The sequence below is a fragment of the Trinickia fusca genome (assembly GCF_003628145.1).
Lineage (GTDB): Bacteria > Pseudomonadota > Gammaproteobacteria > Burkholderiales > Burkholderiaceae > Trinickia > Trinickia fusca.
This window is the reverse complement of the sequence record NZ_RBZV01000004.1, coordinates 255,403-282,394: the sequence shown is the minus strand read 5'-3', so window position 1 is coordinate 282,394 and position 26,992 is coordinate 255,403. Positions and strand designations below refer to the sequence as shown.

The following is a 26,992-nucleotide window of genomic DNA, read 5'->3' as shown; positions in this document are numbered from 1 at the left end:
TTTGTACTCATACGTTGCGTCTAACTGGGACGCCCCTTGTAGCCAGCGGGAGGCGCCTTGAGTTCTTGTGTGGCCTTCGGCGTTGTCGTGGACTTGAACGGTGCGGGGTCGACTTCGAACACGCTGACCGCTATCTGATTGCTGCCATGCACATGCGCCACGAGGCGCTCGTGTTTTGGCAGCGGGACTTGAGCGGTCGAGCCGCCGAACTCGCCGGAGTTCGCCAATATGACGGGCTGGTACATGTGGAAATGCAAGGCAGCGACCATATTGTCGAATGTCTGAACATCCTGGTTGAGCGCTGCAACGAGAAAGACATCGGACCTGGTCCGGAGGTCTGCAACCAAATCAAGGTCTGTCGCATCGTAGCAAATCGCCGCAGCTATCCGAGTCGGCGACTTCGTGCCGATTGGTAACTCAACAAGTGTCACGTGTGGCCGATACGGCTTAATGCCCATGACTCGTTCCAGCTTCATCGGATGAAGCTTGCCTTGCCAAACGTACTGGATGCTTCGTCCGTGTTCGGCAGTTTCGCTGCGAATCAACCAAATTCCTTGATTTATCGGGCCTCCGACCTTGTCAGAATGAACGAAGGTCAGACCGGAAAAAACGTTTGCTTTTAGTTTGTCCGACAGTCGACGAAGCAAGCCGATGTGCTCTGGATGCACCGAGAGTTCGGGGAACAACACTATGTCGACTAACGGGCCTTCGTCCGCGCCGACGTGGCTGCGCGCTGACGCCCACGTTCGTAGCTGCTGTTCAGCGAGTCGGCATACTGCAGCAAGGTGCCTTCGATGCTCGGCAAGCATCCCCTGCGTCCAATGCGTCGGGTCCTTCGCATCGAAATCGTCACGCCTTGGCCGAAGCGGCTGCACAATTGCAACGTGCAATGGTCTATCGCTCAGTGGCGCATCATCCCCTGATGCAGGTATGACGTACATCGGGGTGCGGCTGCGCGAACCGTACAGCGCACGCTGTTCCGTCGCTCGTTGCTCGATTAGAGCTAGCAGTTCTTCCGGGGTTTTGGCGTCACCTGCAGCAGCGGCGTCGTTCGCCCTGAATTCGACCCCTGGCCACTGAAGCAACGTCGACAACAATCCAGAAAGCCAAGGTGAGATGGGCGTCGGCTCGTCAAGTAAGCCGGTTCCCGAGTTCAGCATGCCGAACCGGCGCTTATACCATGTACTTCGAAGACCGAAATACCGGCCGACATCTTCCGTCACGAGATAGCGCCGGCTCGTAAAGTCGAATTCACCAGTCAACGCAGCGCGAAGTATTCGTCCTAGTCCGTACAGCCAAGCCTTTTCCTCATCAACCCAAGGTGGTGTTTCATACAATGGATTCTGCCTGCCCGAACCGGGAGTGAGTTCGACCGTCAAGAAGTCCGTGATTGTTGGAATCGAATGAATTTGGTCCCATTCCTTACACCGGAGAATAATCTCGCTAGCGTCTAAGCCTTCAGATAGGCGAGTTTGAATGTCCGGGGCGTGCAGCAGTGCTTGGGCGAGTACCAGCAAACCGTTTTCTTGCGCAAAGATGTTGTCGTTGTCGAGCATGCAACGAATGAGGGTCCGCGTGCCGTCGGTCGACTTTCCCCTCTTGTGCATCTTGCGGTCAACTTCGGCGAGCGGCGTCGGCACGTGCTTGACCCATCCGTTGGCTTTGATGGTCTTCGACCTCAATGCTTCCAGCATCAAATCCGGCCGGTTGAGCGCGACCGTTGTAACGGCTTTGGCCTGTTCGCTTTCGCTCCGCGTCCGACGAAGGCATTCGGCGAGCCACACGCCGAATCGTCGCGGATGGGGATTCAGCTGCTGGGCTACGAGCGCAAACGGCAGGAGGCGGAGCAGGTCTCCGGAACGAACTGGCTGATATAGCGAGGCGCGATGGAGCAACGTGTAGGACTCCTCCACGATTCCATTCACAGCCCGAACGTTCGAGAAATCGCCAATGGAGGAAAGGTAGAGACGGACCTGTTGAAGCAGATACCAGGGCGCATGCTTGTACTCAAGCAGTATCCATCGCGCAAATGCACCGAGGCTCTCCCGATAACCTTCGATATCGACGAGCTCCGGGTATTCATCCCTGTCGCGATAGCCAGTCTCTGTGGCACCGGCGCGCAACAAGTCAGCGGCTACGTATTCGGCTGTGCGAACCTGTCTAAGCTGTTTGCTGTCGAACGTGTTTTGTGCTCCTGGTAGCTTGGATATTAGCGCCTCGGTAACAGGGGAAAGCAGCCTTGGGTGAGGAAAGAGGTCGAGGCCGCATCTCAGCAACAGTGCAAGTGAAGGATTCTCGGCCCAGCACTTTATGAGTTTTCGAGCGGTTTGTTCGAATTCATGGGAGAGCGCCGCTCCGGCGGTCACGGCGTCGGAGCCTGCCACATCAATGTCCGCCGGCGATTCGGTATCTGTCATCGTCAACCTGTGGCGCATTACCTGAGCCAGCCTACTTGCTACGAAACGTTTGACGGTATCGTCCCGCACATCGGTGTTGGGAGCGGCTACATTTGCGAGGGCGAGTCGTGAGCGGCTGGATGGAGGAGCGTCTTCGATTTGCTCCGACATCCATAAAAGACCCTCGAGGCCTCCTGCCGTCTGGACCAAGGATTCAAGGTCGAACGTTCCGCTTAGCTCGGCGTTTAACGCTTCCATTAGCGATGAGACATTGCTCTGCGCTGAAATCGACCGGTATGGTGTGATGCTGCATTTTTGTTGGGAAAGCGTAAGTGACACGTTTGCCTGTAGACGCCGGCAGTGATTCGCCAACATCTCCGATACAAATTGTTGGACTCGTTGCAGCGTCCTTTCGCTCCCGGCGGTACCCATCGCTAGCGGTGCCTCGACCACAATCCGAAGGTCGTCAACATAGCGACAATAGTCCAGCACGCGAATATTTTCCGGCAGTTGCTTCTCCGCCTCGCATGCAGCCCACATTTCGGCGTCGAATGCGACAAGATAGGCATTGGCAAAAAATCCCGACGCGACGAGTCCTTGCGGGAGACCTCGCGCAAGGTGCTCGAAGTCCGGACCGTGAATCAGCGGTGCAGATTCGTGGTCGCTTTCGCGCCACCGCCAACTAAGTATGCGCGATGTCAGTTCCCAGAACGGCACGTCTGCGGAGTTCTTCTCGGACAAGCCCTCGTGTTCCTGATAGCTTTCCTGTAGCCGATAAAGTTCGTGTACCAATGCCGTGCTATCGACACAGTCAAAGAACGACTTGATGTCGAGCGACACGACGAAAAGTTCCTTGCGCGATGCGGTTTGCGGCGAAAGCTCAGCACAGACCCGTCGCGGTCGAGAAAGGAATGCGCGGTAGTCTTCGAAATATTGTCTGTAGGTTCGGCTATTACCCCAAGAAAAGCGGGCGCGCTTTCTGCCGTTCACCCTCTCCACCCAGCGACACTGGAGCCGGTTGCCATAGCTAACGACCCCAGATTTTCGTAGCTTGGTTAAGTCGCGTTCGGTGGCGTCCCCCTGCTGGGATTCAATGCCCTCAGCGAGACACATCATGATGGCTGTCGCGAGCGTCTGGTCCCGTATCGCGACGTGAGCTAGTGGGCGCAGCTTTTGACCGGAGTCCGGGGAATTCTGAGATTGAGCATCGCTATTTTCGATTGGTACCCAGTCCCCAAACGATGGTTCGGAACCGAAATCGTCCAAGTTGACGTCGAGAATGTCGGGAATGGCACGTAGGTCTGGAGCTGCCTTGAACTCCCATCGCGCGTTCTTTGGGGCAGGCACGAGCAACAACTCAGCGGTCGAAAACTGCGGCTGCGCGACTTCATCCGCCCATTGCTTGAGGCGCTCCTCGAGGTCAACTGTTGAGCAATCGAGCTCGAGAACATCGGCGTACCAATTGTGTCTTCGAATGAAAGTGTGTGACTTCTTCCAGGCCTGTGCGAGAACAACGAGGTCCGAAAGACATTCGCCCTTCGGGGCTAGGCTTTCGTACTGCTGCTTGATGACTGACACGGTTCCTCTCAATTCGACAGAGCTTTTAAGACGCCGACACGCATCGCAATGGCAGTTGTCAGGCTAGGTTTACCGCACGTCGAGTGAACGAGCCTCGGGCGTAAAGAAACGGCCCACCACCAAGTCGGTCTCCTCGAACTTCGGGTTTATGTCCGAAGTCGCGAAGATGAGCTGATAGTCGGCGTCATAGCTCGCGCATTCCTCGACGATAATTTCCTGCAGGCGGTGGCTGCGGGCCTTTTCCATGCCCCCATCGTCGATTCCGTCGAGCATCATGAAGCGCGGTACGCGCATGAACGGCTTCTGAACGCTTGCTGTGAGCAGCGCGAGGTGGAAGACATGGCGCAACACTACAGCCGAGCTCTCAGAAAAATTCTTGGAGCCGTTAACGTAGACGTTGTTTGCGACGAAGTCGAAGTTCGCTGCTTGCGCATTAATGAATTCAGGCGTCAGGGGCAGGTCGAGCTTGAGAAGCCGCACCATTGCAGCGGTAATCGCATTCGCGACTTCGACCTTCCGCTCGGCTTGCTGTTGCTCCAAGCGTATGATGCTTTCTTGCAGTCGCTTGATTTCGGCGGTTAGTGCGTCACGACGCTTCTGCAGTTCCGAGATGACGGCAGCGAGTTTTTGATGCTCGTACGCTTGACGTATTTCTTCATCGACCGCACCAAGCTTGCGGGCGTTTTCCTCGAGGGCAACCTCGAGTTCGCTGGACCAAGACGTGGCTGCCGCAGCATAGTCCTGCTCCAGCTTTCTCACTCGTTGTGAAAGGTAGGGGACCTCCACACGGAGCTTTTCGGCATCCTGCAGACGAGCTTCAATGAGAGTCGTTGATTCTTTGAGTTGGATGTTCAACTCGTTCTTCATCCGCAGAAGCTGCGTATCGGCCCGGCCGTCACCGAGAGAGCTCGTACAAAGATGACAAACGTGAGAGTCCGCCTTTGCTTTTGGAAGCTCGGCGAGGCAGCTCGGGCAAAACTGAAATTGCAGGTTACTAAAATACGTCCGCGTTTCTTTCGACTCACCCAGGCTCTGCAGTCTGGACTCGAGTTCGCGAACGAACAGACGAGAGTCTTCGATGTCGAGTTCGAGTGCGGCGAGTCGGTCCTTGGCTGCGGATTCGGCCTGGCGAGCGGCGTTCAAGGCGCTACGCAAAGTGTCGGCGGAGGCGCGCGCGTTGTTCGCGTCTTTGCGAGGCAGAGTTCGGTCCTGCTTCAGTTTTATCAGCGTATCGGAAAGTGCCTTGCGAGCTGCTTCGAGTTCAGAAATTTTATCGGTCAAAAACTGAAGGTCCGGGGTTTGCCCAGAACGTCCAAGTACGTGAAAGATGCCCCGTAACTCCGTCTCCTGCTTAGCAATCTGCCCTTCAAGTTCACGAAGTCGCAGTTGCGCTGAATAAAGCCGGTCGTCATATACGCCGCTGAGGTACCCGCCGACCATGTCGCGCGTTAGCGGACTATCAAAGTTGTCGAGGCGGAAAATCGGGCTGTGTACCGATGGCTGGTCTGCATAGAGGACGCGCAAAAGCTGATGCATCGTTAGGTTCGATGCTCCGTCACCCTGCGCTTGCGGCATGTCAAGCGCATCGAACAATGCTTGCGAGAAGCTGATGCGATACGCGCTTCGCTTGAAGGGGTACAGCTCCCACTGTTGCGGGCCGGCCTTCAGTGATGCGTCGAGTGCGCCCCAAAATATCGACATTGGGCGTTGAAGTGCCGTATCAATCTCACGACGAAGACACGCGACGGCGCCGTTAAGCTGTACTTCAACGAACGTATCCGTGCAACGCAGTGCCTCGGGCTTCCATCGGATATTTTCTGCGCCCAATGAGAACGCGAGAAGGTCCATGATGGTTGTTTTGCCGGAGCTATTTCGGCCGCGAATGACGTTGACACCGCTGTGGAACGAGCAGTCGAATGCGACGTGACCGCCCTGGAAAACGACGAGTCGGTTTACGCGCAGCGTCGGGTCAAGCATAGTCATACCGGTACTCCATGAGTTCGGAACGATGCTTCAGCCCGTTGTTCCCAAGCAGTGGAATCTGTGAGAGGCCGTCAAGGATACTCTCGGCCATAGGCGAGTTTGCGGCCACAAATTCGTCCAGCTTTGCCGCGAGCGAAGGCGGAACCGGCGCTTGCGAGCGCACAACATATCCGGCCGAGAATCTCTCGAGGTCAATCAAGCCAGACGCGGCAATTGACTTGAGTGCAGCTTCCTGTATATGCCGCATCTCCATAAATGTAGAGGTACTGCTGACAGGGTCGCGGTACACGTTACCAGCGCCTTTTGCATGGGCCCGGAGTACTTTGAGTGTGTCCGGCAAACGTATCTTTTTCACCATGCCCGGGAAAACCAGATAGAAGTCCAAGATTCGCGCTTTCTCCACCTCGATGCCAGAGACTCGCTCGGCAATGAGCAGCATCCGGAACACACAGTGATAGGCGTCATAGGCAGGGTGGTATATCAGCATTTGTCCCACCGGATATGGCAGTTGCCGCCGAGGTAATAGAGCAACGCGAGCAGGTCCATGGCATCCAACTCAAGAACGTTCTCGCCCAACACGTTTTGAGTCCCTTGAATAATCGTATTGATGCACTGGTCGACTGCGACGCGGTCGAGACCCTGCTGGATAACCGGCGTGACAGTGAGAGTGAATCGCGCGTGCAGCTCGGTGAGGACAATGGTGAAGATTCGCTGCGCCGTTCTCGACGTCTGATGCTTCATGATGGACTTGGCGGCGCGCTCTTTGAGGCTGAGAGCGGCATGCAGGAGGTCTTCTCTCCCGCTTTCGCACAACTTTCTCTCAAGCCCTCGCACGTCTCCATCGGTCACCGACGACATGTAATGCTCGAGCTTCTCGGAAAATTTTCCGCCTGACGGGTCACCGATGCCGTCAGTTTTTAACTTCTCGTAGAGCTTTGACAACTCTTCGCTGGCCGAGCCATTCGACGTGACGTGGATGACTGTAGTCGTGCTGTTATCGACCTTGTCGCCCGCAACGAGGTCTCCGCCATTGACCTCGTTATTGCTTTGGTTCGTGAACACGAATACTACTCGCGGGTGCTCTTGTCGCCGCCGACGATATCGCCGCCTGCCATGTTGCCCCTCTGTGAAACAAAGGTAGCGCGGTGCGAACGGTTCGAACGATTGGAAATCACGACCTTTAGCGTCCAGCCGGTCGCTAAGCCGGCCAGAAACGTGGCGATGTGCGTCCACAAGTCCATGGTGCCCCCGAAGTGCGAAATCTTTGAGTTGTTAGCGCGATTGTATTGGCGGCCAGGCGCGACATCAATGATTACGAGCCGAAAATATCGGGCATGGAAACTTTCGAGAAGATTTCAAACAAGCATTTTCATTGGCATGGGGCGACGGTTTCCCTGCCCGGGCACGGCTCCACCTCAAACTCGGTGGAGCGATAGTGGCGCCGGGGAACGAAACCGAAACGGTATCAGCCCTGTGCGGACCTAACATTTAGCTTGCGATAACCGGAGCTTGCGCCCGCTGTCTGGGGAGCCGACACACGACTTCCATTCCGCAACCGTTTGCCCTTTGGGCTGAACTCGAAAGGAAATCGTTTTCAATCGCCGTCGCCATGCATATGGCATATCTGCGGGGAGAAATGTGCTGTAGTTTCTGTACTGCCGTGACAAGCAACCTCCAGCAATAGCGGCCGCCGCTGGCATATCATGATGGCTGCTGGTATGTTTGCGGTTAAATAAAATTAGGCAACGGTACCCCCACACGGAGAACAATATGGCTTACCAGGCAGCCATTCAGCGCAGTGACCCTACCGCATTGCTGTTTCTTGTTGACCAGTCACGGTCCATGGAGGACAGGATGGCGGGAAGCGAACGCACAAAAGCGCAATTCGTTGCCGACGTCCTGAATCGGACTCTGGCAACCCTCATCGTTCGCTGCAGGAAGTCGGATGGCGTCCGAGACTATTTCAATGTTGGGGTTCTCGGCTACGGTGGCGACTCGGTAACGAACGGCTTTCACGGTGTACTTTCGCAGACGACCTTGCAGCCAATCTCGGTGGTCGAGGCCAATCCGCTCCGTATCGAAGAACGAAAACGAAAGGTGGATGATGGTGCCGGCGGACTCGTCGACCAGTTGACGAAGTTTCCCGTGTGGTTCGAGCCCAAGGCCGATGGCGGTACGCCTATGAGAGCAGCAATCATGGCGGCGGCCGAAGCGCTCGCTGGATGGTGTGACGCGCATCCCAGGAGCTATCCGCCAACGGTTCTACACGTTACCGATGGTGACTCAACTGATGGCGACCCGGAAGAGCTTGCCGATACGCTGCGCCAGTTCCAGACGGAGGATGGCAACGTACTGTTGCTGAACCTGCACGTAAGCTCTCAAGCGGGACAACCAGTGCAATTTCCGGCATCAGAGAACGCCCTCGCAGACCAGTACGCCAAGCTGCTTTTCCGTATGTCGAGCCAGCTTCCGGAGCATCTGGTGCGCGTTGCCCAAGAGAAGGGCATTGCGGCTTCGTTCGAGAGCCGAGGTTTCATGTTCAACGCCGAGGCTGAACAAATCGTGAACTTCTTCGACATCGGCACCCGCGCGTCGCAGCTCCGATAATTTATGCGGCTGGTTCTAGAGTTTCAGTCGACTGTGGCAAAGGTCGCCGACGAGCCTGAGCGGAATGAGGATGCGGTTTGCATCGACGAGGGCCGTGGCGTCTTCGCCGTTGCAGACGGCGCTTCGGAATCGTTCGATTCACGTGCCTGGGCAAACCTGCTCGCGTCTCGATTCGTCGAGCTTCCCGCCGTGAGCCCTGAATGGGTCAGTGCGGTGCGCCAAACGTATGACCGTGGATGGGACTACAACAGTCTTGGCTGGTCCGAACAAATGGCGTTCGACCGTGGTAGCTTCTCGACCTTACTTGGCTGCGAATGGCGAGAAGACTTGGGGGACCTCGAGATTGTTTCGGTGGGTGACAGCATCGCCGTACATTCCGAAGGCATGAAAATCGTGCGGTCGTACCCATACACATCCGCTGTCGAGTTCGACGAGCGTCCGCGACTTCTGTCTACACGCTCCGAAGCGAATGAGTTCGTGAGTGCGGCGTCGTTTAACAACGATTCCGGTACGGTCTGGCGCCTCAGCGAAGGCAGCGTTGTCCTTCTCATGACGGACGCATTGGGTCAGTGGCTATTGTCGGAAAACCACACAGGCTCGCGCCTGGAAAGGCTGCTGTCGGTGAATACTGATGCTGCGTTCACCGAGCTTGTTCTGTCCGAAAGACGCGAAGGAGCCCTGCGTATCGACGACACCTCTCTACTCGTCCTTGCAGTGCGTAGCCGACCCGAAGCGAAATGACGTACCCGACTCTGGAACGGTACCAAGAGGTACTGCAATTCCCCAATACGGCATTTCGTGGGGACGCTGAGCTTGCACAAGGCTCCGTTGCAAGAGATGGCTTTGGACTTCCGCTCGTCATGTGCGGAGGCTTTGCCCTCACCTATACCTTCACACTGGCGCAAAATCGGAAAGTCGCTCTTCGGTGCTTCCACAAAGAATCGAAGGACCGCGAAGACCGTTACACCGCCGTCTCACGTCATCTTGAGACGTTGAGGTCGCCGTACTTCGTGCGGTTCAACTTCGCGAGGAACGGGATATGGGTGGATGGCACTGCCTACCCTATCGTGAAGATGGAGTGGGCGAGCGGCGTCACTCTAGGCGAATTCGTTGAACAGTACTACGACGACCGGACGAGGCTGGCTAGGCTAATCGAAGCGCTTCGTCGGCTCGCACAATATCTCGAGAGTCAAGGTATAGCCCACGGCGACATCCAACCCGGCAACTTGATGGTTGCACCGGACGGTGCGTCAATAAGGCTTATCGATTACGACGGCATGTTTGTTCCGGCGCTTGCGGGCATGCATAGCGCTGAGATAGGTCACCGAAACTTCCAGCACTCGGGACGAGACCATACGCTGTTCAACGCGAAACTGGATAGATTTGCGTTTATTTCGCTCGACATCGCACTCCGAGCGATTAGCGCCGCAGCCGAGCTATGGGGCCATACAAACAGCGACGCAGACGCATTTGTGTTCCGGGCAAATGATTTCGCCTCGCCGCAGAGTTCTCGTGTGTTCGCGTCGCTGTCGCGGATTGGTGAGCTCGCACGGGACGTCGCGAGCTTCGCGACCATATGCCTCGCTGGCGCCGACCGCGTGCCTTCCCTGGCTGACTTCATTTTGGGTCAGGGTATCCCCACGGGACCGAGATATCTTGCTCCGGAGTTGGGAGCCAAATTCGCGCGCGGACGCTATCTCCCGTCCCATCCTGTCGTCGATGCGTCGAACTTTGCTGGCGCTCTCGATGAACTGGACGAGGTGGTCGAATTGGTGGGTATGGTCGTGGACGTCGCGAACAAAAAGACGAAAGACGGTAACAACCGTCCGTACGTCTTCATCAATTTCGGCGATTGGCGACCAGGAAACAGCGTGCGGCTTACGATTTGGGACGACGTCCTACGCAAGATGAAAATCAAGCCGCAAAGCTCATGGAAGGGGCGGTGGTTGAGTGTGAAGGGCCAAATTCGAAGGAGGAGAGAGCGAGACGGGCGCGTATACGTCCAGCTAGTCGTTTCTGCTCCGGGGCAGATTCACACCATCGACGAGCATGAGGCACGGTATCGCATGGATTCCGAACGGCCGGATGCAATGAAGGATAGTCCGAGCCCTCGTGTCTCCGCGACTGACAATCGGAAATTGCTTGCTGGGATGGGCGCCAACCAGCCCACGCCGCAAGAGCCGAAGGCTCAACGACCGTCACCAGTACAAACCAACATCTCGACCGGTGCGACAGCTGCGAACGCGCAGCGTTTAGCGCAAATGAAGATGAAGGCACAACAGCAGGCGCCTACGGTAGCCCTGGCAGCCCGCAACCCACGTCCATTGCCATCGACCAAAACAACGCAGAATCCACCGTCGTCGACACAAGCACCACGACCCGTTGTTCCACAATCGATGTCGGCGCCGCGCCCAATTCCGCAGCCGGTCGAACGGGGGCATCGCGAACCACCGGCGGCAGCGTCTCCTGCGGCAACCACAACACCGACGTATCAGCAAGCGCCTTTCGACTCCAAGTCGGGTAGACAGGCCGTCCCGGGCTGGGTTTATGTGGCGGGGGGGCTTTGCCTCCTCGCCCTAGTGATGCTAGTGCTGCATTAGCTCGCTCGAAAATTCGGCCGTTGCCTTCGCCATAGACAACGGTACATCAGCTCTACGGTGTGCAAGGCGCCGGCAAAGTCTGCGACCGAAGTAGCGCCAATCACCAGGAATGAGCGAGTCTCAGCGTCCCCATCCGAGCTCTCTCAGCAAGAAGCCGGTTGCGTGCAAGGCAAGTTCAGCGTCCTCCTTTGATACCTCTCGAAGCTTGTAGCGTTCGCGTTCGTTGTCCTTTCCCCTCGGGTGGAGGAGATTAACCGTTTCGAGGGACGCGCGAATGAGCCGTTGCTCCTTTTCACCGAAGTGCTTCTTGACCGCTGTAATGGAGTCGCCAAGGTCTTCATCGAGCATTGCTCTGTTTCCGGTCAACTTGTACAGCCACCGCGCGCTGACGACGGCGCACAGGTTACGGCATTGGTCGACGACCGATGTTGGCGAGTCCCTATACGCCACTTGCATGACGCGCTCGTAGGCATCCGACACGGACTTGCGCGTTTCGTCCGGAGCTTGGTCAATGTTGAGAGCGGGAAGGACACCAAATGCAGACTCTGCTCGAAGCGTCACCAACACATCCTGACTCACCGTCTGCTCAGTCTGCAAGATTCGCCAGAGCGAGTGCGCCTGCGCGTTGCCTATCGCGAGTTGGAGCCCCTCCCCTCGATTGGCGCGTCCCAACAGTTCAGTGCAATGAATGAACACATTCAATTCCTTCTGAACCCGACCGTCTTCGGTCCTCCGGCGACTATCCGATAGCAAGTTGGGATGTGCTTCAACGAAATACGATACGCGATTGGCTCTTTCAAACGGCTGGAAAAGGCGACCTCGTCGAACTCGCGACACTGGGTCGAATGAGTCCTCGCGAAAAATCCATCGAAACGGGTCACTCAGCATCCCACGAGGTAATTTGCCAAGGTCTGACGGGGACTCGATGAGCGCACACTGCGAAATTATCGGCGTCGGGACGGTGAGATGGCTTGGATTTTCGGGGCCTTCGTAGATAAGGCCATGGTCGTGTTCGATGCCGAGGCGGGACATGATTGTCTCCGTCAAAAGAATGACCGCTCAACTATATCGCAGGTCCGCCTTGAGGCCAGGCACTCCACATCTTCCGCAGAGATGAAGCAGCGCGGCCGCTTTGCGGGACCGTACTATATGGAAGCTGCTGGATGCGTACTTCACGCGTCTACGACGCAGCGGCTACCGACTGACCATAACTCCTGCGACCTTCGCAAAAATTTCCGCGAACTTGTCGCTTTTTGGCCGCGTCTCTGTCCAGAATGTAGTCCAGCGGATTTGCTTAAGATTCCGAATGAGCGCGGCAACATCCTCTCTCGGTGCCGCAAGCATATACAGCTTTCGCAATGTTTCCTCTCGTGGCTTTTTGCCAGCTTCTAGCGGACCCACCCGGAGCAGGTAGACCTTGCTCGCGTTATCAATATAGTCCGCACAGTGGGTTTGGATAACAGTCCTATGCTCCTTGATAACAGCCATCTTCGCCTCGAGTGAAATCGACGCCGGAATCATCTCATTCAGCTTGGCGAGGAAATCGTGCAGCACAAACGCCGCCGCGCCGGTCGCGGATTCCCCGAGCCCCAGCTCTGCGCGGATAGCTTTCTCGTTGTCATTTGTGAGGTAGGCCGTGAAATCCCCTGCGGCTCTGTGGTGCCCGTATAGCTTGCGTCGTATCACTCCTTGTGTTCGGGCAAGCAGTATGAATAGCTCGAGTTCGCCCCAAACAATCTTGCCCGCCGAATCCGTTCTCAAGAATAGCAGGAAGGTGAACTTGCCGAGCCCGTCGATGAGCGTAAAGGCAATGGACGGCTCATGCCGCTGGACCGCCTCGAGAAACGCCGGGTGCAGGCCGGTAAAATTGAATTCAGTTGTCAAAGCTTTTCTCCTTTGGTTCGCGTCTATCGGTCTGGACCGCCGAGTTACCAACCTAGGTGGCCTTGCGGGAAGGTGTCGGCCCCTTGATTCAATCGGGGAAGTCAAGGAATCAGCGGAACAGAAACGATGTCGCGTTGAGCATGGTCTTCAAGAATGTCAAAGCCTACAGCTCGGTGCGCGTCAATGGACGATTGTGTCGGGTGACCGTATCCTTGGTGGGTCCCAGCGGAGAAAAATGCTTTAGACTCGCTCCCCACGGGTAAAAATACTTGCTCAGAACTCGCCTCGTCCCCATGGTGTGGTACAACCACTGCATCAAATTGCCCGGCAGAGAGAATGGAAATGGGGGTTCCTGTCTCGGATTTCATGCGCTTGTAGACATAATCTCCGGGCAACAGAGCTTTTTTGCCTGCGGCTTCACAGACGGTCACGAGGCATTCGCCGTTCTTGTCACTTGACGTCGGAGCGCTACGATAGACGCTTAGGGACGCCGCGCCGCTATGGAAAAGCGTCTGAGTGCCAATCCCATACACACGCGGCTTTATGATGTGCGAGTTGAACGCTAGTGAAGGACGTCCGCTTGGCAAATAGACTGGCCCTACCCTGTTGAGTAACTCCACGTCCCAGTCCAATATCCTCCAATGGTCCGCGTCCGGATGTGAGATTATCATTGGAAGTCTTGTATCACTCGTCGCCAGCTTCTTCACGAGGGGCATCAACTCGTTGGCTATCTTCTGGGCCTGATAAGAATCTCTGTTGACGGGCGTGCCTGCGCCAGCATCGAGAAGAAATCCCGACTCGTCGTTGTGAAAGACGGAGCACATCCCCTGTCCTACGTGGAATCCCTCCAATTTCCAATCGTGCTCAGAGCCTTGAACCCGATGTAAAGGAACATTCGATGTCATGGCGAATGAGGGGAGGGCTGGCCCCCGAACAAACGCCACCGTGTCGATTCCGATATAGGTGGGTGCGGAACCGGTGAATGCTGGGTAGGCATAGCTGTCAGAAGGCCCGTGTGCCAGCTTGTACGTGACTTCGACCCAAAGCGATTCTTTCGATGAATTCGGAGGAACTGCCTCCTCATCGAACGAGCGCAAGGCTTTGTACCATCTAGCGCTCAATTCTAATCGAGCTCGATTCGCTAGGCTTAACCAGTCCCGTATACTGATATCGAGGATGTGGACCTCGCACCCACTTGCGTTCGCCCATTCCTCGTTTTGGAAGCTGGATAGAGAGACGCCGAATAGCCGAACGCATGGTATGCGTGGGGCATAATCCTTGACGCCATTGAACGTCTCAATCTGGCAATACATCACCCCGTCGGGGATGTGCAGCGGTTGACCATCCATAAAGTCATCTCCACGGAGATTGCGTTCGAGGAATGCGTTCGCCTCGCCGGCACTACTGCTTCGGAGGCCTTGGAGTCCCGAAGTCGTAGTGAGCTACTAGCCTTTCGCTGAGTTCGTCAGCTTGTGCAAACAGCACCATCTCAACCATCTGGTTCGTGATGCTGTCACCGAGCGCGGCAGCAACATCGGCGAGCAGTTTGTTGTAGACACGATAGGTCGCAGTCGGCTTTATGCTCTCGTATTCGTTCAGTTTTTGCACGCGCTTCGCAGTTTTTTGCGCCAGCGGTACGCGTGAATTTCGGCTGGGCAGTGACGGGAAGATAAGCGGTTTGGGCGTACGACCAAGCAACTGAAGAGCATTCAGTGAAATCGAAGTGCGAGCGTCGAAGGTCGTAAAGCGCATCGGGTCACGAATAGTCAACGCCTTCGACCACGAGGCAATTCCCGTAGCCCCCCGAGCGAGAATGTCTTCCTCGTTTGCTGTTGCATATAGAAGGAGCGTTTCGGGTGCGTTCGTTCGAACGCGTCCCCAGTCCTTTATATACCAGTCGCTTATCACTTTCCGCTCGATGTCGGAGCCTCGGCGCCAGGCCGCGTTGAGCATCGCCTTCAACGCGAGATTCTTATCAACGAGCGTCTTGGTGTCGGGTAGTCGAATTCCCAGCGGAACTGTTGTCTCGTCGAAGTCCCAGCCGTATAGCTTTGGCAGTTCGCGAATGGTCGCCCGAACGTGCCGCAATATCGTGTCGTACATGTTGTAGAAGGTCGAAGTCGGGTCATCAGCGGGGACATAGTGGACCACATGAGTGGAGGACGGCTTGGCCGATATGAGGCCCGCGTGAAAGCAAAACGCCATGTTTCGGTACGGTAGTGCGAGCATCTGTCTTGACTGGTCTTGCCCAGTGGTGCTTCGGAGGGCGAGGATTGTCGAAACGGTGTTCGATTCTCACCATCGTTGCTGCCGAGCAGCTCAGACGTGCTGGGGCCGAGAATACCTGTCGACGGGATGTCGTCTATATCAGACCTGACGGTCCTTGTCGAAAGCGCAACGCCGTGCAAGCTATTCTGAATCTTCTTCACCGTGCGTTGGCCCCGGTCCATGTGATGTTAGGATTTTGAGCTATTGTAAGGCTAAATATCAGAAGCGCGACGCGCGCACGCACTGTACGTCTGCCGTGCGTCAGTTGAGCTCGCGGACAAGATGTATCGACAAAATTTCGCATCCGGGCCGGATGTCTTACGCGAGGAACTAGCTAATAGCTGAGACAAGGTCTCAGGCGAACCGGAACAGTTGGATGCCGCACTGTATTGTTGTCTCGCTGAAAGTAATGAATTCTGCAATGGAGGATTTGAACTGATTGAGGAATAGGCTAGCGCACCTGCACAACACGTATACTCTGCATCTTGAGTACCTGACCTGACGGTTTCGTTGAGTTAGCGAAGCACGCTCGGTTGGTTTATCGAGGAGCGAAACCGGTACGATGTAGGGAAGCAAGCGGCAGAGGTACTGAGTCGAGGACACCGTGTACATCAAACAGCTAAGAATCGAGCGGTTTCGGGGCATAGGTTATCTGAAGTGGGCGCCAAAGAGGGGGGTCAACTGCCTAATCGGGGCCGGTGACAGCGGAAAGACGACTATTCTCGATGCGATTGACCTTGTTTTTGCTGAGCGGCATACGGCTACGTTCGGGGACCTCGACTTCTACAAAGGCGACCCTTCCAAGGGGCTGAGAATTATCGCTGTCGTCGCTGATTTACCTCGCGAATTTTTGAGCGATGACCGCTACGGGTTAACGCTGTCAGGATGGGAAGAGGCGACCGGCAAGTGGAAGGAGGAGCCAAACGAGGCGGCCGGGATTACCCCGGTCCTTACTGTAGCCCTTGAGGTTGACTCCGCGCTGGAGCCCAACTGGCACATCCTTGTTCGGAGAAACGGGGGTAACGACAAGACCAAGCGGATACCTTTCGACGACCGCAAGCTTCTTTCTCCGGCACGACTCGGCGTGTATGCCGACCGTCACCTATCTTGGGGGCGGGGGTCAGCGTTGCAACGAGTGGGCTCCCATCCTGAGCAGCTTCCATCGACCTTAAACGAACTCGCGAGAAAAGCTCGCCAAGCGTTCGGAGAAGAAGGGGCGAAGGAATTTAAGGAACTCACCGATATCGTCGAGCCTGAAATCAAGAAGCTGGGTGTTCTGTTTGACGTCGGCCCTTCAGCGAATCTCGACCACGCCCAGATTTCCATGGGTGCCAGCGGCGTCGCTCTGCATGATGGCGACATACCGGTTCGATGTATGGGGACAGGCTCCTCGCGTCTCGCGGTTGCTGCGCTGCAAGCCACTAATTCGGCATCACGCCTTTTCTTCCTGGTAGACGAACTAGAGTACGGCCTGGAACCACATCGTTCGTCTTTACTCATCAGTCATCTTAGGTCCAGAGTGAAAACCTCCGGGCAAGTTTTCGTTACCACCCACTCCTCGTCCGTGCTGCGCGACCTGCGGTTTGACGAGGTATTCGTTTGTCGGCGAAACCGTGCTGATGGCGTAGTTAATGCCTTTACATGCAATGGCGAACCAACATCGTCGAAGAATGCTAGGCGCTTCGTTCGAGACCGTGGGGAAGCATTTCTTGCAAAAACCGTTCTTGTGTGCGAGGGGCAAACGGAGGTCGCCTTAATGAAAGGGCTTTCCTCGACGTTGCCAATTGATTTTCATAGTCTGGGTGTTGTGTTCGTCGACGGTGGTGGCGACCCATCCGTCTTCGACGTGGCGCTGTATTTCGCCCGTCTCGGGTACCGAACGGCCGTGCTGACCGACAGCGACAAGCCGACTGCTCCAGCCACAATAAAAGCACTGAGGGACCTCCAAGTGCCGCACTTTGCGTGGGGCGGCGGCAACTGTACCGAAGTCGAGCTTTTCTCCGGGTTACCCATCGCGCAGCGTCGAGACCTGTTTCGCCTCGTCTTATCCGATGATGGCTATGACGCTGCAGCTGGACTTGGCCAGCTTGGAAGCGTGTTCAAGACGACGTTCTCGGATGTGGACAGCGTGACGGCGCACCTCAACAATGACGAGCCAGCGAAGAAGATTGGGTTGCAAGCAAACTGTCATCGCTGGATGAAAGACCACTACGACCTCTGTTACGCAATAGGCGAGCAGATTCTCTCGGAGGCGCTCGCCAGTGGCACGGGCTCATGTGTGGCGCTGCTTCAGCGGGTCAACAAGTGGATTGACGACGATGCTCGAAGCTAGTGTCAAAACTATGGTAGCGTCTCGACTCGGTGCCATTGAAGCGCCCGCCGGAACAGGGAAGACCGAGCAAATCGCTCGAATTGCCGGCTATATGCACGGCCGGTGGCTTGTCTTGACGCACACCATCGCAGGGCGCGACGCAATCCGACGCCGGCTTGCAAAGCTGGATGTCGCAGCAAGTAAAGTGCAAGTCGACACTATTGCCGCGTGGTCCCATCGTTGGGCGAGCGCATACCCAAGGGCCTCGGGGCTGCCGGTTGCCACAGCAATACGGGCGGACAGTTGGCCAGCGATTCACAGTGCAGCCGCCAAGCTTGTGGAATCGGGAGCAGTCGAAAGCATACTGACCGCGTCCTACGATGGCGTTCTGATAGACGAGTATCAGGACTGTTCTGCATCCCAGCACGCCCTCGCACGCGCACTTGGCAGAAGGCTACGTTGCTACGTTTTCGGTGACCCGTATCAAGCGATATTTCAGTTTTCGAAGGAGGACGCCCCGGTTGATTGGGCGGCGACCGCCTTATCAGTGTTCCCTTTGCGCGGTAAGCTGAGCGAACCTCATCGATGGAACGCGGCGAAGAACCAGGCGCTAGGTCGCTGGCTGCTGACAAGTGTGCGTGAGTCCATTTCGAGCGGCGTGTTGGACCTGCGCTCTTCACCATCGACTGTCGAATGGGTGAAATGCGCCGATGAGGAGCCGGTGAGTGCTTTGGCAAGGCACTGTTGGATGAAAGGGCAAAATGCCGGTGAGGTTCTCGCGGTAATCGATTCGAGCACCCGAGTCGCACGTCGCGCCGAACTGGCCAAGCGTATCCAAGGAACTACCATCGAACCGGTAGCCGGAGCTTGCGAGATAGGATTTTACTCGGCTCTTGCTTCGAAAGAAGGCATCGAACGCGTTCGAGCCCTCCTTGACCTGGCGGGCAGCGGGTATGTCGGTTTGAACGCCGCTCAAAAATTAAAACGTGTCGACAGTATCTTGGAGCGGCCGGGACGCGTATCGAAGCCACCCACAGAAGCAGAGCTGTCGTTGTGTGCTGTCGCGCAGAGGTCCACATGGACCACTGTGCTCGATGCCTTGGAGTCGATAGAACGAGAAACAGGCGTTCGGACGGTACGGCCGGATTTGGTCAACTCCGTGAAGGCAACCCTACGGCTGGTAGGTGCTGACCCCTCGCTCGATATTGAAGACGCTTGCTGGAAAATAGCCAATCAGAAGCGCCAGAAAGGCCGGGTCGTGCGGAACCGCTCCGTCGGAAGCACTTTACTGGTTAAAGGCTTGGAGTTTGACTATGCGGTAGTCACCCCACAAGCATGCACCACACGCTTCGAATGGTACGTCGCTCTCACTAGGGCGACGCGCAGGCTTCGTGTACTTGCTCCCGACCAGGTCATCCATTTCAACTGAACTCGCTTCAATGTGCGCTTGGGCAGGGACGTAGTCTTCGGGGTGCCACAGTCGTAGGCCTGTGGTATCGCTGAGGCCGGATAGCTTGTACCAAGTGGAATTTTTGGAACTCATGAAATGGCAGATTCCGGAAGCACTTTAGAACGGCAAAATTGCTGGATTGCTATGTCTGATGTCTTCGTCGACAACGAAATTGACTACCGCGATGTCGCTGTGTCGCTCGCACGGAATTGCCCCACCATGTCGCTTCCTCTGCTGCGAGAAGCTTTCTTCGGGGAAGTAGCGCCTGCACTCGCATCGAATGGCATGACGCCGGCGCCTGAGGTATGGACCGGTTTCGACAGCGACAAGGTCGTTAAAAAAATATGCGAAATGCTGGTGCGTCGCCACCGTTCCTGGGTCTATCGTGTCGGCAACTGCCTGTGGTGTCTTATTTGTAGATTGCTGTGTAGTGAGATGTGGCAGAAGCTGGAGAGTGAGTTGCGTGTCGTCCGGCATTCGTGATGACGCAGCCAGTCGAATCGCCGAATACGGGCTTCCGCCACCATCGTTGGCGGATTTCCAACCTCGGACCCATTCGTGAGAGCACATTGCGAGGCGACCTTGCGTACCGTGGATGTCCGGTTGTAAGCGGTGCCGCCTGCGCAGTCGTGACTAATCACTGTCGCTATCGTCAACTTCATAGCCATACAGAATGCCACGAGGAAATCCATCGACGAGCTAAAAAGAACTGATTCTCCCCAGTTCGATAAAGTTTTTTAAACGCGCGTCTTTGTTAGCTTGTGAAAAGTTGGCAGTCCGTGGTAATGTATAAAAGAGGTCATTGACTTCGTGAACGTGCTGGAAGAAATGCCAGCGAACGGGACCGCTGCCCGAAAGAACACGAAGATACTTGCAGAGCAATCTGCCTTATACCCCAGCCAACTCTCCGTACCCGACCTCACGGGCAAGCTGTAATGCCCGTCCTAGTCCAATTTCAAAAAAGATAGGTGCCGTTCTCTCAACGAGGCGGCTGGGGAACACTCGTGCTTAAAGTAGTTGTCAATCGTTTGACCGGTTCGCGGTGCATTGTCGCGGCAGCATACGGCGCATGGCACTCCTCCTCGCGGGGGGCGGTCTGATGGCCAAGCGCAGATATTCAATCGATGAAAAGAAACGCAACAGGTACATCAAGGAGGGACGAGGGCAAGGCGCGAGCGCGACCTACAAACCTTGGCTGACGGTCCAGGATGTCCCGAGCGACGGTCGCGCTCACCGGTCCTTTGGATGGACCACAAAGCGGGTTCACCATCTTCTCTCTGATATCGAATACCGTCACTTCCTGCTGCTCGACTGGGCAGACGAGGTGACCGATATCCGTGAGCAGTTTCCGCTCGATTTTGAGCGGACGCTGGCCATCGCCGAGGAAGCCGGTATTCCCCATCCGTGCGAGCCGGGTACAACGGATATGCAGGTCATGACGACCGATTTCCTGTGTGTACTTGGGAGCGGACTCGCTAGACGGCTCGTCGCATGGGCTATCAAGCCCGCAGAGAAACTCAACGACCCCCGTGTTGTAGAGAAGCTCGAAATTGAGCGGCGATACTGGGAGGCCCAGGGCGACGTCGAGTGGTACATCAGCACCGAGCGACAATTGGACATGGAGCGAGTCGAGGCGCTCGACTGGATGCACGGTTGCTGGGACCTGACCGGCGTCCACGAGCCTCGGCATGGTTTTCTCGACGATGCGAAATTCAGGTTTGCCTCGGCGGTCAAGTCCAACGCTCACCGCTCATTGCCGCTCAGCACCGCATGCACTCATCTAGACGCGGAAAGCAATTGTATGGATGGAACGCACCTGATGGTCGCGCGACATCTTCTCGCGCGCCGCGTCGTGACCACCTCGGTGCAGAAAAAACTCTGGCAGGCGGATGTCGGCGCGCTCGAACTCGATGAAGCCGTCTTTCGTGAATTGATGACCGAATCGCGTAATGCAGACCAGGCGCGAAACGCGGCATAAGGCGGACTCATGACGTTTCTACGAAATGAGTTGGTGAACCTAGTCGAAACCGGCACCCGAATGCGAGTGCTCTGGGTCTCGCCGTCGGCTGATGCGCTCGTCGCAATCGATGTCGATGCCAAGCTGGGCGTGCCGCAATGGGTTAAACGGTCGGCGTGGGAGCAACTTCGGGAGGAGGGGCACCTCGAGATAGTCGTCGACGACCCGTTTATCCGTCTACCAGTGGAAGAGGCGCTTAGCCAATCGTCCCGCAACCGTCGCGACCGAGCTTGGTCGTGCATCTATCCTCTGGTTGGCGACGAGCCAGCGGTCTATGTATCCGACACTCGCGCAAAGTTGATTGCGAGTGCGGCGGAGGAGCATGAAGTCCACCCGGACACTGTACGCAACTGGTTGCTGAACTACTGGAAGCGCGGCATGACCCGCAACGCTTTGCTTGGCGATTGGGACAAATGTGGCGGCGCGGGTAAGGATAAGGCTGCCGGCGCCCCGAAGCGTGGACGCTCTCGGTCCATTAGTCCCGGAATGGGAATGAATGCCGATGAGGCAACCAAGAAGATATTCGAAGTCGCAATCAAGAATTACTTCTTGGGCAACCCGAAGGCGAAGTTGCGGGGCGCGTGGCGCACTATGCTGCGCAAGTTCTACTCTGACCACATCGCAGAGGACGGACGTCGTCTCGTTCTCCGCGACGTAGACCAAATTCCCTCATATCGAACCTTCGATTACTGGTATCGAAAGCGGCGTGACATTAAACGGGAGGTGACTGCACGGAAGGGGAAAAAATTCTGGGAAAAGACGCTGCGCCCGCTCCTTGGCAACTCCACGGACGAAGCTATCGGGCCGGGGTTTCGCTACCAGATAGATGCGACCATCGCCGATGTGTATCTGGTTTCGAAAGCGGACCAAAGGAATATCATCGGGCGGCCGGTGCTCTACGTGGTCATCGACGTCTGGTCCCGCATGATTGCTGGCATCTACGTTGGTATCGAAAGGCCGTCCTGGACGGCGGCGTTGATGGCGTTGCTCAACGCCGGCTCGAACAAGGTGGAGTTTTGCGCACAGTACGGCATCCAGATTGAACCTGAGCAGTGGCCTTGCGAGGCGTTGAGCAGTGTCGTCCTCGGAGACCGTGGCGAGCTTGAATCGAAGCTCGCGGAACGGTTATCGAATGTACTGCACGTTACGGTCGAGAACGCTCCTCCTTATCGCGCGGATTGGAAGGGTATCGTCGAGCGACAGTTCCGGTCTCTCCATGCGGTGTTCGCCCCGTTTGTCGACGGCTATATCGACGTCGATTACCTGGAGCGCGGAGGTCATGACTATCGCTTAGACGCTACGCTGACTCTCGATGACTTCATCCGAGTGGTTATCCATTCCGTTCTTGAGCACAACGCGTCTGTCATTGATGGCTATCCGATGACAGTTGAGTTGTCCCGTGATGGCGTCGTGGCCTCGCCAAATGAACTCTGGAAATGGGGCGTCAGAAAGCGTTCCGGAGCGTTGAGAACTTACAGCCCCGACACCTTGCGATTCGCTTTGATGCACACAGCACGGGCCACAGTCACGGCGTCTGGCATCGAGTTTCATTCGCGCCTCTATGTGTGTGCATACGCACTCGAAAAGGGATGGTTTTCCGCTGCGCGTCGCGATGATAGCTGGAAGGTTGACGTCTCGTACGACCCTCGCAACCTCGACGAAATTCTCCTCCATGACCCGAAGGATAGGAAGCTCTTCAAGGTTTGCCGTCTAGCTACAAAGGACGAGGAACAACGCGGCATGTCGCTTCAGGAGTTGCTCGCCATGCAGAAGCAGTCGAAGCGGGCGGTTGCGGCGGCAGCCCATGGTGTTCTCGAGGAAAAAATCAATCGTGAAGAAGAAATTTCGCGCGTCGTCGAGCAGGCGAGAGCCCGGAAGAAGAGTGCCGGACCTGACAGACGTAGCAAGGCCGAGCGAACCGGCAACATCAAGGAGAACGGCGAACGCGAGCGCACAAAACAACGCGAGGCCGAGAGCTTTTCCTTTGTAAAGCCCATCCCCACTGTACCCGACAATGTTGTGCCAATTGCGCCACAGCCCAAAGCGACCTATGCGATGCCCTCCATCTTTGACCTTGCTGACGACGAATAGGTATGAATGAAATCCCTTATAACTCCGGGCCACTGCCAAATTGCCCCGCTGTTGAAGCTCGTTACCTCCCGGCAACGCTTCCGGAGTACGCCGGTAACCCCTTTATTGAGGCGTTACCCGCAATGGCAACACAAAAACAGTTGCTTCTGACGCTGCAGGAATATCCTCCTTATGCGGAGTCGGAGCGTGACCGACCCACGGCCGAACGCGGTCAGATGATTTCTCGGCTATTCGATTTCTTCCAGCCGCTCGGGCGGCACATCGACATCGGCATGCGTGTCGATATGATGATGAGGGCTGGGTATCGCAAACGAAATCCCAAAACGCCGGAACTACTTGCGCGCATGCAGCATATCTATCGAATGAGCCAAGGCGAAGCCTTCGATGGGAGCCTTCTTGCGAGCCCTGCACCCTCGATGTCTATGTCGCTCATCGGCGTTTCGGGAATGGGCAAGACCCGGTCCCTGAGTCGAAGTCTCGCGCGCTACCCGCAAGTCATCTGGCACCCGAAGCATGGGGTGTATCAGATTCCATGGATTATCGTGGAGTGTCCTCACGATGGTAGCGTGAAGCAACTTTGCCTATCGTTCTTCAAGAAGGTAGACAAGGTGCTGGTGGACACCGACTATGCAACGCGCTTCGGAGGCAAGGGCGTAACGACCGAACAACGGTTGCTCGAGGTCGCTCAGATTGCTCGTCTGTACAACATTGGCCTCATTGTTTTCGACGAGCTTCAGCACATTCGTCCTGCTGGCGAGCAAGGTATCGTGAAAATGCTCAACTTTTTCGTGACCCTCGTTAACCTGTCGGAGGCCCCAGTTGTCCTAGTTGGCACGATGTCGGCGCAACACCTGCTGCAGGTAGATTTTCGTCAGGCAAGACGCGGCGCCGGCATGGGTGCACTCGTATGGCCCAGGTTCGAGCGGGACGCGGAGTGGGACTTTCTGATGAAAGCGCTCTGGCGCTATCAATGGACGAAAAACAAGACCGATTTCACGTCGGAAGTGGCCGACGTATTTTATGAGCGTACTCAGGGAGTGGTCGACCTTGCCGTGAAGCTCTACATGCTCTCACAGTACCGCGCGATGGCCAACAAGGTGGAAGCAGTGACTCCGGAATTGATGAACCAAGTGGCGGACGAAGAGTTCAAGCTGCTTAAGCCAATGCTGGAAGCATTGAAGTCGGGAGACATGCTGCGTATCGCCGAGTTCGATGACCTGCGACCTCTGGATTTCGAGCAACAGTTAGCGCGAGAGCAGTTGCTCCTTCAGGAAAAGATTGACGTCATCGATTTGCGTCGTGCGATGGAGAATGACAACGAATTGCGCCGAGCGAAGATGGTGCAACTGATGAGGAATGCGGGGATGGACGCGGCGAGTGCGGAGTTGGCTGCCAACGTGGTTTTCGACACATCCGGGAGCGATTTCAAACTTCCGGAGACGACGTCAGAGGTAGCGTCACAGCGGCGAGGCAGGCCAGCGTCAGGGGTGAAGCGGAAGAAGACTGCGGTGGACATAGACCATCTTCCGCTGGAAGACTTGCGACGCATTACATCAACGCGAGGCAGTGACGAGAGCGCATACGACGCACTCGCCATGGCAGGAGTGATTTGCGGTCCGTCCGCGTTCCTTGCGGCTTGAGGCGAGGAGGCCGATTTTGACTTGCATTCCCGAATGCCATTCCGGCTAGCTTTTGTATAGCGCGGATGCCCGACACCTCTGGCGAGTGCCGCCGTATTCGCGGGCGCAACCGTATATGACGCGCTATTGGCACTACGTTACACAGCCCCAACTCTATTATTTGCGTTGAGGAGTTTTTATAATGATTGGCTATTTTCCGTCGTTCCACGAGGACGAGTTACTATGTAGTGCGATTGGCCGCTATCACCGACACACCATGTCCAGGTCATGGGCAGAAACGCTGCGAGAGGTGTATGGTGAAAATGTTCGTCATGTCGCCGTTGAATTTCCCGTCTATTTGACGAGATTAAAGCAGCATGTAGGTGGCCTGATTTCAGAGACAGTGGATGAACTTATATGGAACAGGACGCTATTTCCCTACTACACGGCATTCATTGGCTCGGAGCGCCAGCGCGCCTTGTCGGTTGCGATGCGGGCTGAAGCACCGTCCCGGGGAAGTGTGTTCGGGCGATTGGGACTGGCGTTTACCGGAATCCCGATGCCGAAATATATGCGTACATGCCCAGCGTGCCTCGACGAAGACGCCACGGTCCGAGGGGAGACGTACTGGCGTCGCTCCCATCAGTTACAAGGTGTGCATTTTTGCGTCCGCCACGCTGTCGGTCTCGTGGAGACGGAAATTGAAACGCGGCCGGTCGATGGATACCCATCTGCGCAACATGCCGCAAATTTACGTATGGCCACGCGCCCCTATCTGATTGGACTGACAAGCCGCGAGCAAGCGTTGTTGTTGAATATATCGGAACTCGGCGTTGCCTTGCTTCAAAGACGGCCGTCGAGAAGCCAGGATGAACAGCAGGTTTTGTTTCTCGATAAGTTGCACCGGGCCGGATTTATGAAAAACAGTTATATGATTGATTGTCTAAAGCTCGATAGGGAATTCAAAGATTTTTATGGCGATAATTTGTTAAGAATTCTGCATTCCGAAATCGAGGAAGGATGCGTGCATAACTGGCTCAGAAAGATTGTGAAGGCGCGGAAGGGGAGCCCTCATCCGTTGCGCCGACTATTGGCGATGCATTTTCTCGATGAATCGGTGAACAGCGCTTGTGATAGAGGGACGACCATTTGCCGTGGACCATGGCTCTGCAAAAATCCCGCGTCGGACCATTTTGGTACCCCAACGATAACAAGCTATACGATTCTCAGGCATCACAAGTTCGGAAATCGGGCGGGACGGTTCCTGTGCGGATGTGGGTATGAGTTCACCGCCCGCCTGGATGACGTAGACGCGGCTGGGCAGCCAGTCAAAATGCGGGTTACAAAATACGGTGACGTTTTCGTCAAGAAGGTACATGAACTTGTTGGGAAGGGGTATCGGCATACCACCGTCGCCAAGATGCTAGGCGTTGACTTCAAGATTGTTCGCCGGATGCTGTCGGGGCCCGGTGGGCGTCGTAGTCACAACGGAACGAGTCAACTGGCGCAAAAGATGCGTTCGAAATTTGTTGCCCGTATCTCAAGAGGGAGAACGCGTAGCGAAAAAGGGCGGGTTGACTGGGCTGCGCGTGATGAAAGGCTTAGCGAGCAGGTACGTCAGGCAGCGGCGAAGATTGCGGCTTACGAGCCGCCGCAGCGAGTGACGAGAGCCGCTATCAAGCATCTTATTGGTGCCCGTTCCTTGAGCATCCGGCTTGCGAAAGAAAAGCTTCCGAAGACTGCTGTTTTGCTGCCCGAACTGGTCGAAACTGTGGAGGCTATTCAGTTCCGTAGGGTGAAATGGGTACACGCGAACTGGCCGGCAGCAATTCCGCTCACCGCATGGAGACTTCGGCACACAGCGCGGGTTTCTTTGCCCGAGGTGATTGAATTCGTTGACACACTTGTCAACGAAGGGAGACGTTGAGGCGGTGTTCTGGTCGGGAGGCCTCGTGGGCCTCGATGACGCGTCGTATTTTTTCTACTTACGAGTCGGCGTGGGTGCCCACCTCGGTAGGCACTTCTCTCCACGAACTGACGACCGCAGTGGTGAGGATAGATACCCGGTTACGGGCCGCCCGTAACTGAAAACTTTCTTGGTACGTTTTCCGACGGTCTGACCGCCGGGACCTGCCGCAACTGAAAACTTCCCGCGCTCGCAGCGAGGCCCGGCCCATGAGCAATCAAG

The 26,992-nt window shown here is 56.0% G+C and carries 19 protein-coding genes; 10 read left to right on the top strand and 9 right to left on the bottom strand.

Annotation, left to right across the window (positions count from 1 at the left end; translation table 11 throughout):
* Window positions 1–20: 20 nt before the first annotated feature.
* From D7S89_RS27780 to D7S89_RS27445, 5 genes are all read right to left on the bottom strand, one after another.
* Complete coding sequence (locus D7S89_RS27780) at window positions 21–3,974, bottom strand: reverse transcriptase (protein ID WP_121278133.1); 3,954 nt, start codon at window positions 3,972–3,974, stop codon at window positions 21–23.
* Between the two features lie 69 nt (window positions 3,975–4,043).
* Entirely contained in the window at window positions 4,044–5,957 is a 1,914-nt protein-coding gene (locus tag D7S89_RS13225) for an ATP-binding protein (RefSeq protein ID WP_121278132.1), read from the bottom strand.
* Window positions 5,944–6,444 (bottom strand): ABC-three component system middle component 5, encoded by a 501-nt coding sequence (locus D7S89_RS13220; RefSeq protein WP_183085186.1) that lies wholly within the window; start codon window positions 6,442–6,444, stop codon window positions 5,944–5,946. Before D7S89_RS13220 ends, D7S89_RS13225 begins: the two co-directional genes overlap by 14 nt.
* A complete protein-coding gene (locus D7S89_RS13215) occupies window positions 6,438–7,019 on the bottom strand; it encodes an ABC-three component system protein (RefSeq protein ID WP_121278131.1) in 582 nt (193 codons plus the stop codon). Before D7S89_RS13215 ends, D7S89_RS13220 begins: the two co-directional genes overlap by 7 nt.
* Before the next feature lie 5 nt (window positions 7,020–7,024).
* The gene (locus tag D7S89_RS27445; protein WP_183085185.1) at window positions 7,025–7,198 is read right to left on the bottom strand and encodes a hypothetical protein; all 174 of its coding nucleotides are present in this window, start codon (window positions 7,196–7,198) and stop codon (window positions 7,025–7,027) included.
* 529 nt (window positions 7,199–7,727) lie between these two features.
* Between D7S89_RS27445 and D7S89_RS13210 the strand changes: the two genes are divergently transcribed.
* The 3 genes from D7S89_RS13210 to D7S89_RS13200 are packed head-to-tail and all read left to right on the top strand — an operon-like array spanning window position 7,728 to window position 11,164.
* Window positions 7,728–8,564: a vWA domain-containing protein gene (locus tag D7S89_RS13210; RefSeq protein ID WP_121278130.1), complete on the top strand. Its 837-nt coding sequence runs from the start codon at window positions 7,728–7,730 to the stop codon at window positions 8,562–8,564.
* A 3-nt stretch (window positions 8,565–8,567) separates the two neighbouring features.
* Window positions 8,568–9,305: a hypothetical protein gene (locus D7S89_RS13205; RefSeq protein WP_121278129.1), complete on the top strand. Its 738-nt coding sequence runs from the start codon at window positions 8,568–8,570 to the stop codon at window positions 9,303–9,305.
* Entirely contained in the window at window positions 9,302–11,164 is a 1,863-nt protein-coding gene (locus D7S89_RS13200) for a hypothetical protein (protein ID WP_121278128.1), read from the top strand. Before D7S89_RS13205 ends, D7S89_RS13200 begins: the two co-directional genes overlap by 4 nt.
* A 120-nt stretch (window positions 11,165–11,284) precedes the next feature.
* On the opposite strand, the gene D7S89_RS13195 is transcribed toward D7S89_RS13200, so the two are convergent.
* The 4 genes from D7S89_RS13195 to D7S89_RS13180 all read right to left on the bottom strand — a co-directional run bounded on the left by D7S89_RS13195 (window position 11,285) and on the right by D7S89_RS13180 (window position 15,277).
* Window positions 11,285–12,196 (bottom strand): hypothetical protein, encoded by a 912-nt coding sequence (locus D7S89_RS13195; protein ID WP_121278127.1) that lies wholly within the window; start codon window positions 12,194–12,196, stop codon window positions 11,285–11,287.
* A gap of 162 nt (window positions 12,197–12,358) precedes the next feature.
* Window positions 12,359–13,048, bottom strand: a complete 690-nt coding sequence (locus tag D7S89_RS13190) for a hypothetical protein (RefSeq protein WP_147426649.1) — start codon at window positions 13,046–13,048, stop codon at window positions 12,359–12,361.
* Between the two features lie 101 nt (window positions 13,049–13,149).
* Complete coding sequence (locus tag D7S89_RS13185) at window positions 13,150–14,397, bottom strand: ComEC/Rec2 family competence protein (protein ID WP_121278125.1); 1,248 nt, start codon at window positions 14,395–14,397, stop codon at window positions 13,150–13,152.
* Between the two features lie 52 nt (window positions 14,398–14,449).
* Window positions 14,450–15,277, bottom strand: coding sequence for a hypothetical protein (locus tag D7S89_RS13180; protein WP_220702148.1), 828 nt, complete (start codon window positions 15,275–15,277; stop codon window positions 14,450–14,452).
* Window positions 15,278–15,920: 643 nt separating this feature from the next.
* Between D7S89_RS13180 and D7S89_RS13175 the strand changes: the two genes are divergently transcribed.
* The 7 genes from D7S89_RS13175 to D7S89_RS13145 all read left to right on the top strand — a co-directional run bounded on the left by D7S89_RS13175 (window position 15,921) and on the right by D7S89_RS13145 (window position 26,731).
* Window positions 15,921–17,648: an ATP-dependent nuclease gene (locus D7S89_RS13175; protein WP_121278123.1), complete on the top strand. Its 1,728-nt coding sequence runs from the start codon at window positions 15,921–15,923 to the stop codon at window positions 17,646–17,648.
* On the top strand, window positions 17,635–19,056 hold the full coding sequence (locus tag D7S89_RS13170) for a UvrD-helicase domain-containing protein (protein ID WP_121278122.1): 1,422 nt from the start codon (window positions 17,635–17,637) through the stop codon (window positions 19,054–19,056). Before D7S89_RS13175 ends, D7S89_RS13170 begins: the two co-directional genes overlap by 14 nt.
* 117 nt (window positions 19,057–19,173) lie before the next feature.
* Complete coding sequence (locus D7S89_RS13165) at window positions 19,174–19,560, top strand: DUF7079 family protein (protein WP_147426648.1); 387 nt, start codon at window positions 19,174–19,176, stop codon at window positions 19,558–19,560.
* 586 nt (window positions 19,561–20,146) lie between these two features.
* The gene (locus tag D7S89_RS13160; protein ID WP_121278120.1) at window positions 20,147–21,055 is read left to right on the top strand and encodes a TnsA endonuclease N-terminal domain-containing protein; all 909 of its coding nucleotides are present in this window, start codon (window positions 20,147–20,149) and stop codon (window positions 21,053–21,055) included.
* A gap of 33 nt (window positions 21,056–21,088) precedes the next feature.
* Window positions 21,089–23,185 (top strand): Mu transposase C-terminal domain-containing protein, encoded by a 2,097-nt coding sequence (locus D7S89_RS13155; RefSeq protein ID WP_220702147.1) that lies wholly within the window; start codon window positions 21,089–21,091, stop codon window positions 23,183–23,185.
* Window positions 23,186–23,187: 2 nt separating this feature from the next.
* Window positions 23,188–24,825 (top strand): ATP-binding protein, encoded by a 1,638-nt coding sequence (locus tag D7S89_RS13150; RefSeq protein WP_121278118.1) that lies wholly within the window; start codon window positions 23,188–23,190, stop codon window positions 24,823–24,825.
* Window positions 24,826–25,006: 181 nt separating this feature from the next.
* Window positions 25,007–26,731 carry a TnsD family Tn7-like transposition protein gene (locus D7S89_RS13145; protein WP_121278117.1) on the top strand — a complete coding sequence of 575 codons (1,725 nt, stop codon included), beginning with the start codon at window positions 25,007–25,009 and terminating at the stop codon, window positions 26,729–26,731.
* Window positions 26,732–26,992 lie beyond the last annotated feature (261 nt).

What these genes read in the sequence shown, in the direction of transcription:
- D7S89_RS13220 (WP_183085186.1), bottom strand. Translation starts at nt 6,444, where the DNA reads ATGCTGATATACCACCCTGCCTATGACGCCTATCACTGTGTGTTCCGG.
- D7S89_RS13150 (WP_121278118.1), top strand. Translation starts at nt 23,188, where the DNA reads ATGAATGAAATCCCTTATAACTCCGGGCCACTGCCAAATTGCCCCGCT.
- D7S89_RS13200 (WP_121278128.1), top strand. Translation starts at nt 9,302, where the DNA reads ATGACGTACCCGACTCTGGAACGGTACCAAGAGGTACTGCAATTCCCC.
- D7S89_RS13180 (WP_220702148.1), bottom strand. Translation starts at nt 15,277, where the DNA reads ATGCTCGCACTACCGTACCGAAACATGGCGTTTTGCTTTCACGCGGGC.
- D7S89_RS13145 (WP_121278117.1), top strand. Translation starts at nt 25,007, where the DNA reads ATGATTGGCTATTTTCCGTCGTTCCACGAGGACGAGTTACTATGTAGT.
- D7S89_RS13210 (WP_121278130.1), top strand. Translation starts at nt 7,728, where the DNA reads ATGGCTTACCAGGCAGCCATTCAGCGCAGTGACCCTACCGCATTGCTG.
- D7S89_RS13160 (WP_121278120.1), top strand. Translation starts at nt 20,147, where the DNA reads ATGGCACTCCTCCTCGCGGGGGGCGGTCTGATGGCCAAGCGCAGATAT.
- D7S89_RS27445 (WP_183085185.1), bottom strand. Translation starts at nt 7,198, where the DNA reads ATGGACTTGTGGACGCACATCGCCACGTTTCTGGCCGGCTTAGCGACC.
- D7S89_RS13170 (WP_121278122.1), top strand. Translation starts at nt 17,635, where the DNA reads ATGCTCGAAGCTAGTGTCAAAACTATGGTAGCGTCTCGACTCGGTGCC.
- D7S89_RS13205 (WP_121278129.1), top strand. Translation starts at nt 8,568, where the DNA reads ATGCGGCTGGTTCTAGAGTTTCAGTCGACTGTGGCAAAGGTCGCCGAC.
- D7S89_RS13195 (WP_121278127.1), bottom strand. Translation starts at nt 12,196, where the DNA reads ATGTCCCGCCTCGGCATCGAACACGACCATGGCCTTATCTACGAAGGC.
- D7S89_RS13185 (WP_121278125.1), bottom strand. Translation starts at nt 14,397, where the DNA reads ATGGATGGTCAACCGCTGCACATCCCCGACGGGGTGATGTATTGCCAG.
- D7S89_RS13165 (WP_147426648.1), top strand. Translation starts at nt 19,174, where the DNA reads ATGGCAGATTCCGGAAGCACTTTAGAACGGCAAAATTGCTGGATTGCT.
- D7S89_RS13225 (WP_121278132.1), bottom strand. Translation starts at nt 5,957, where the DNA reads ATGACTATGCTTGACCCGACGCTGCGCGTAAACCGACTCGTCGTTTTC.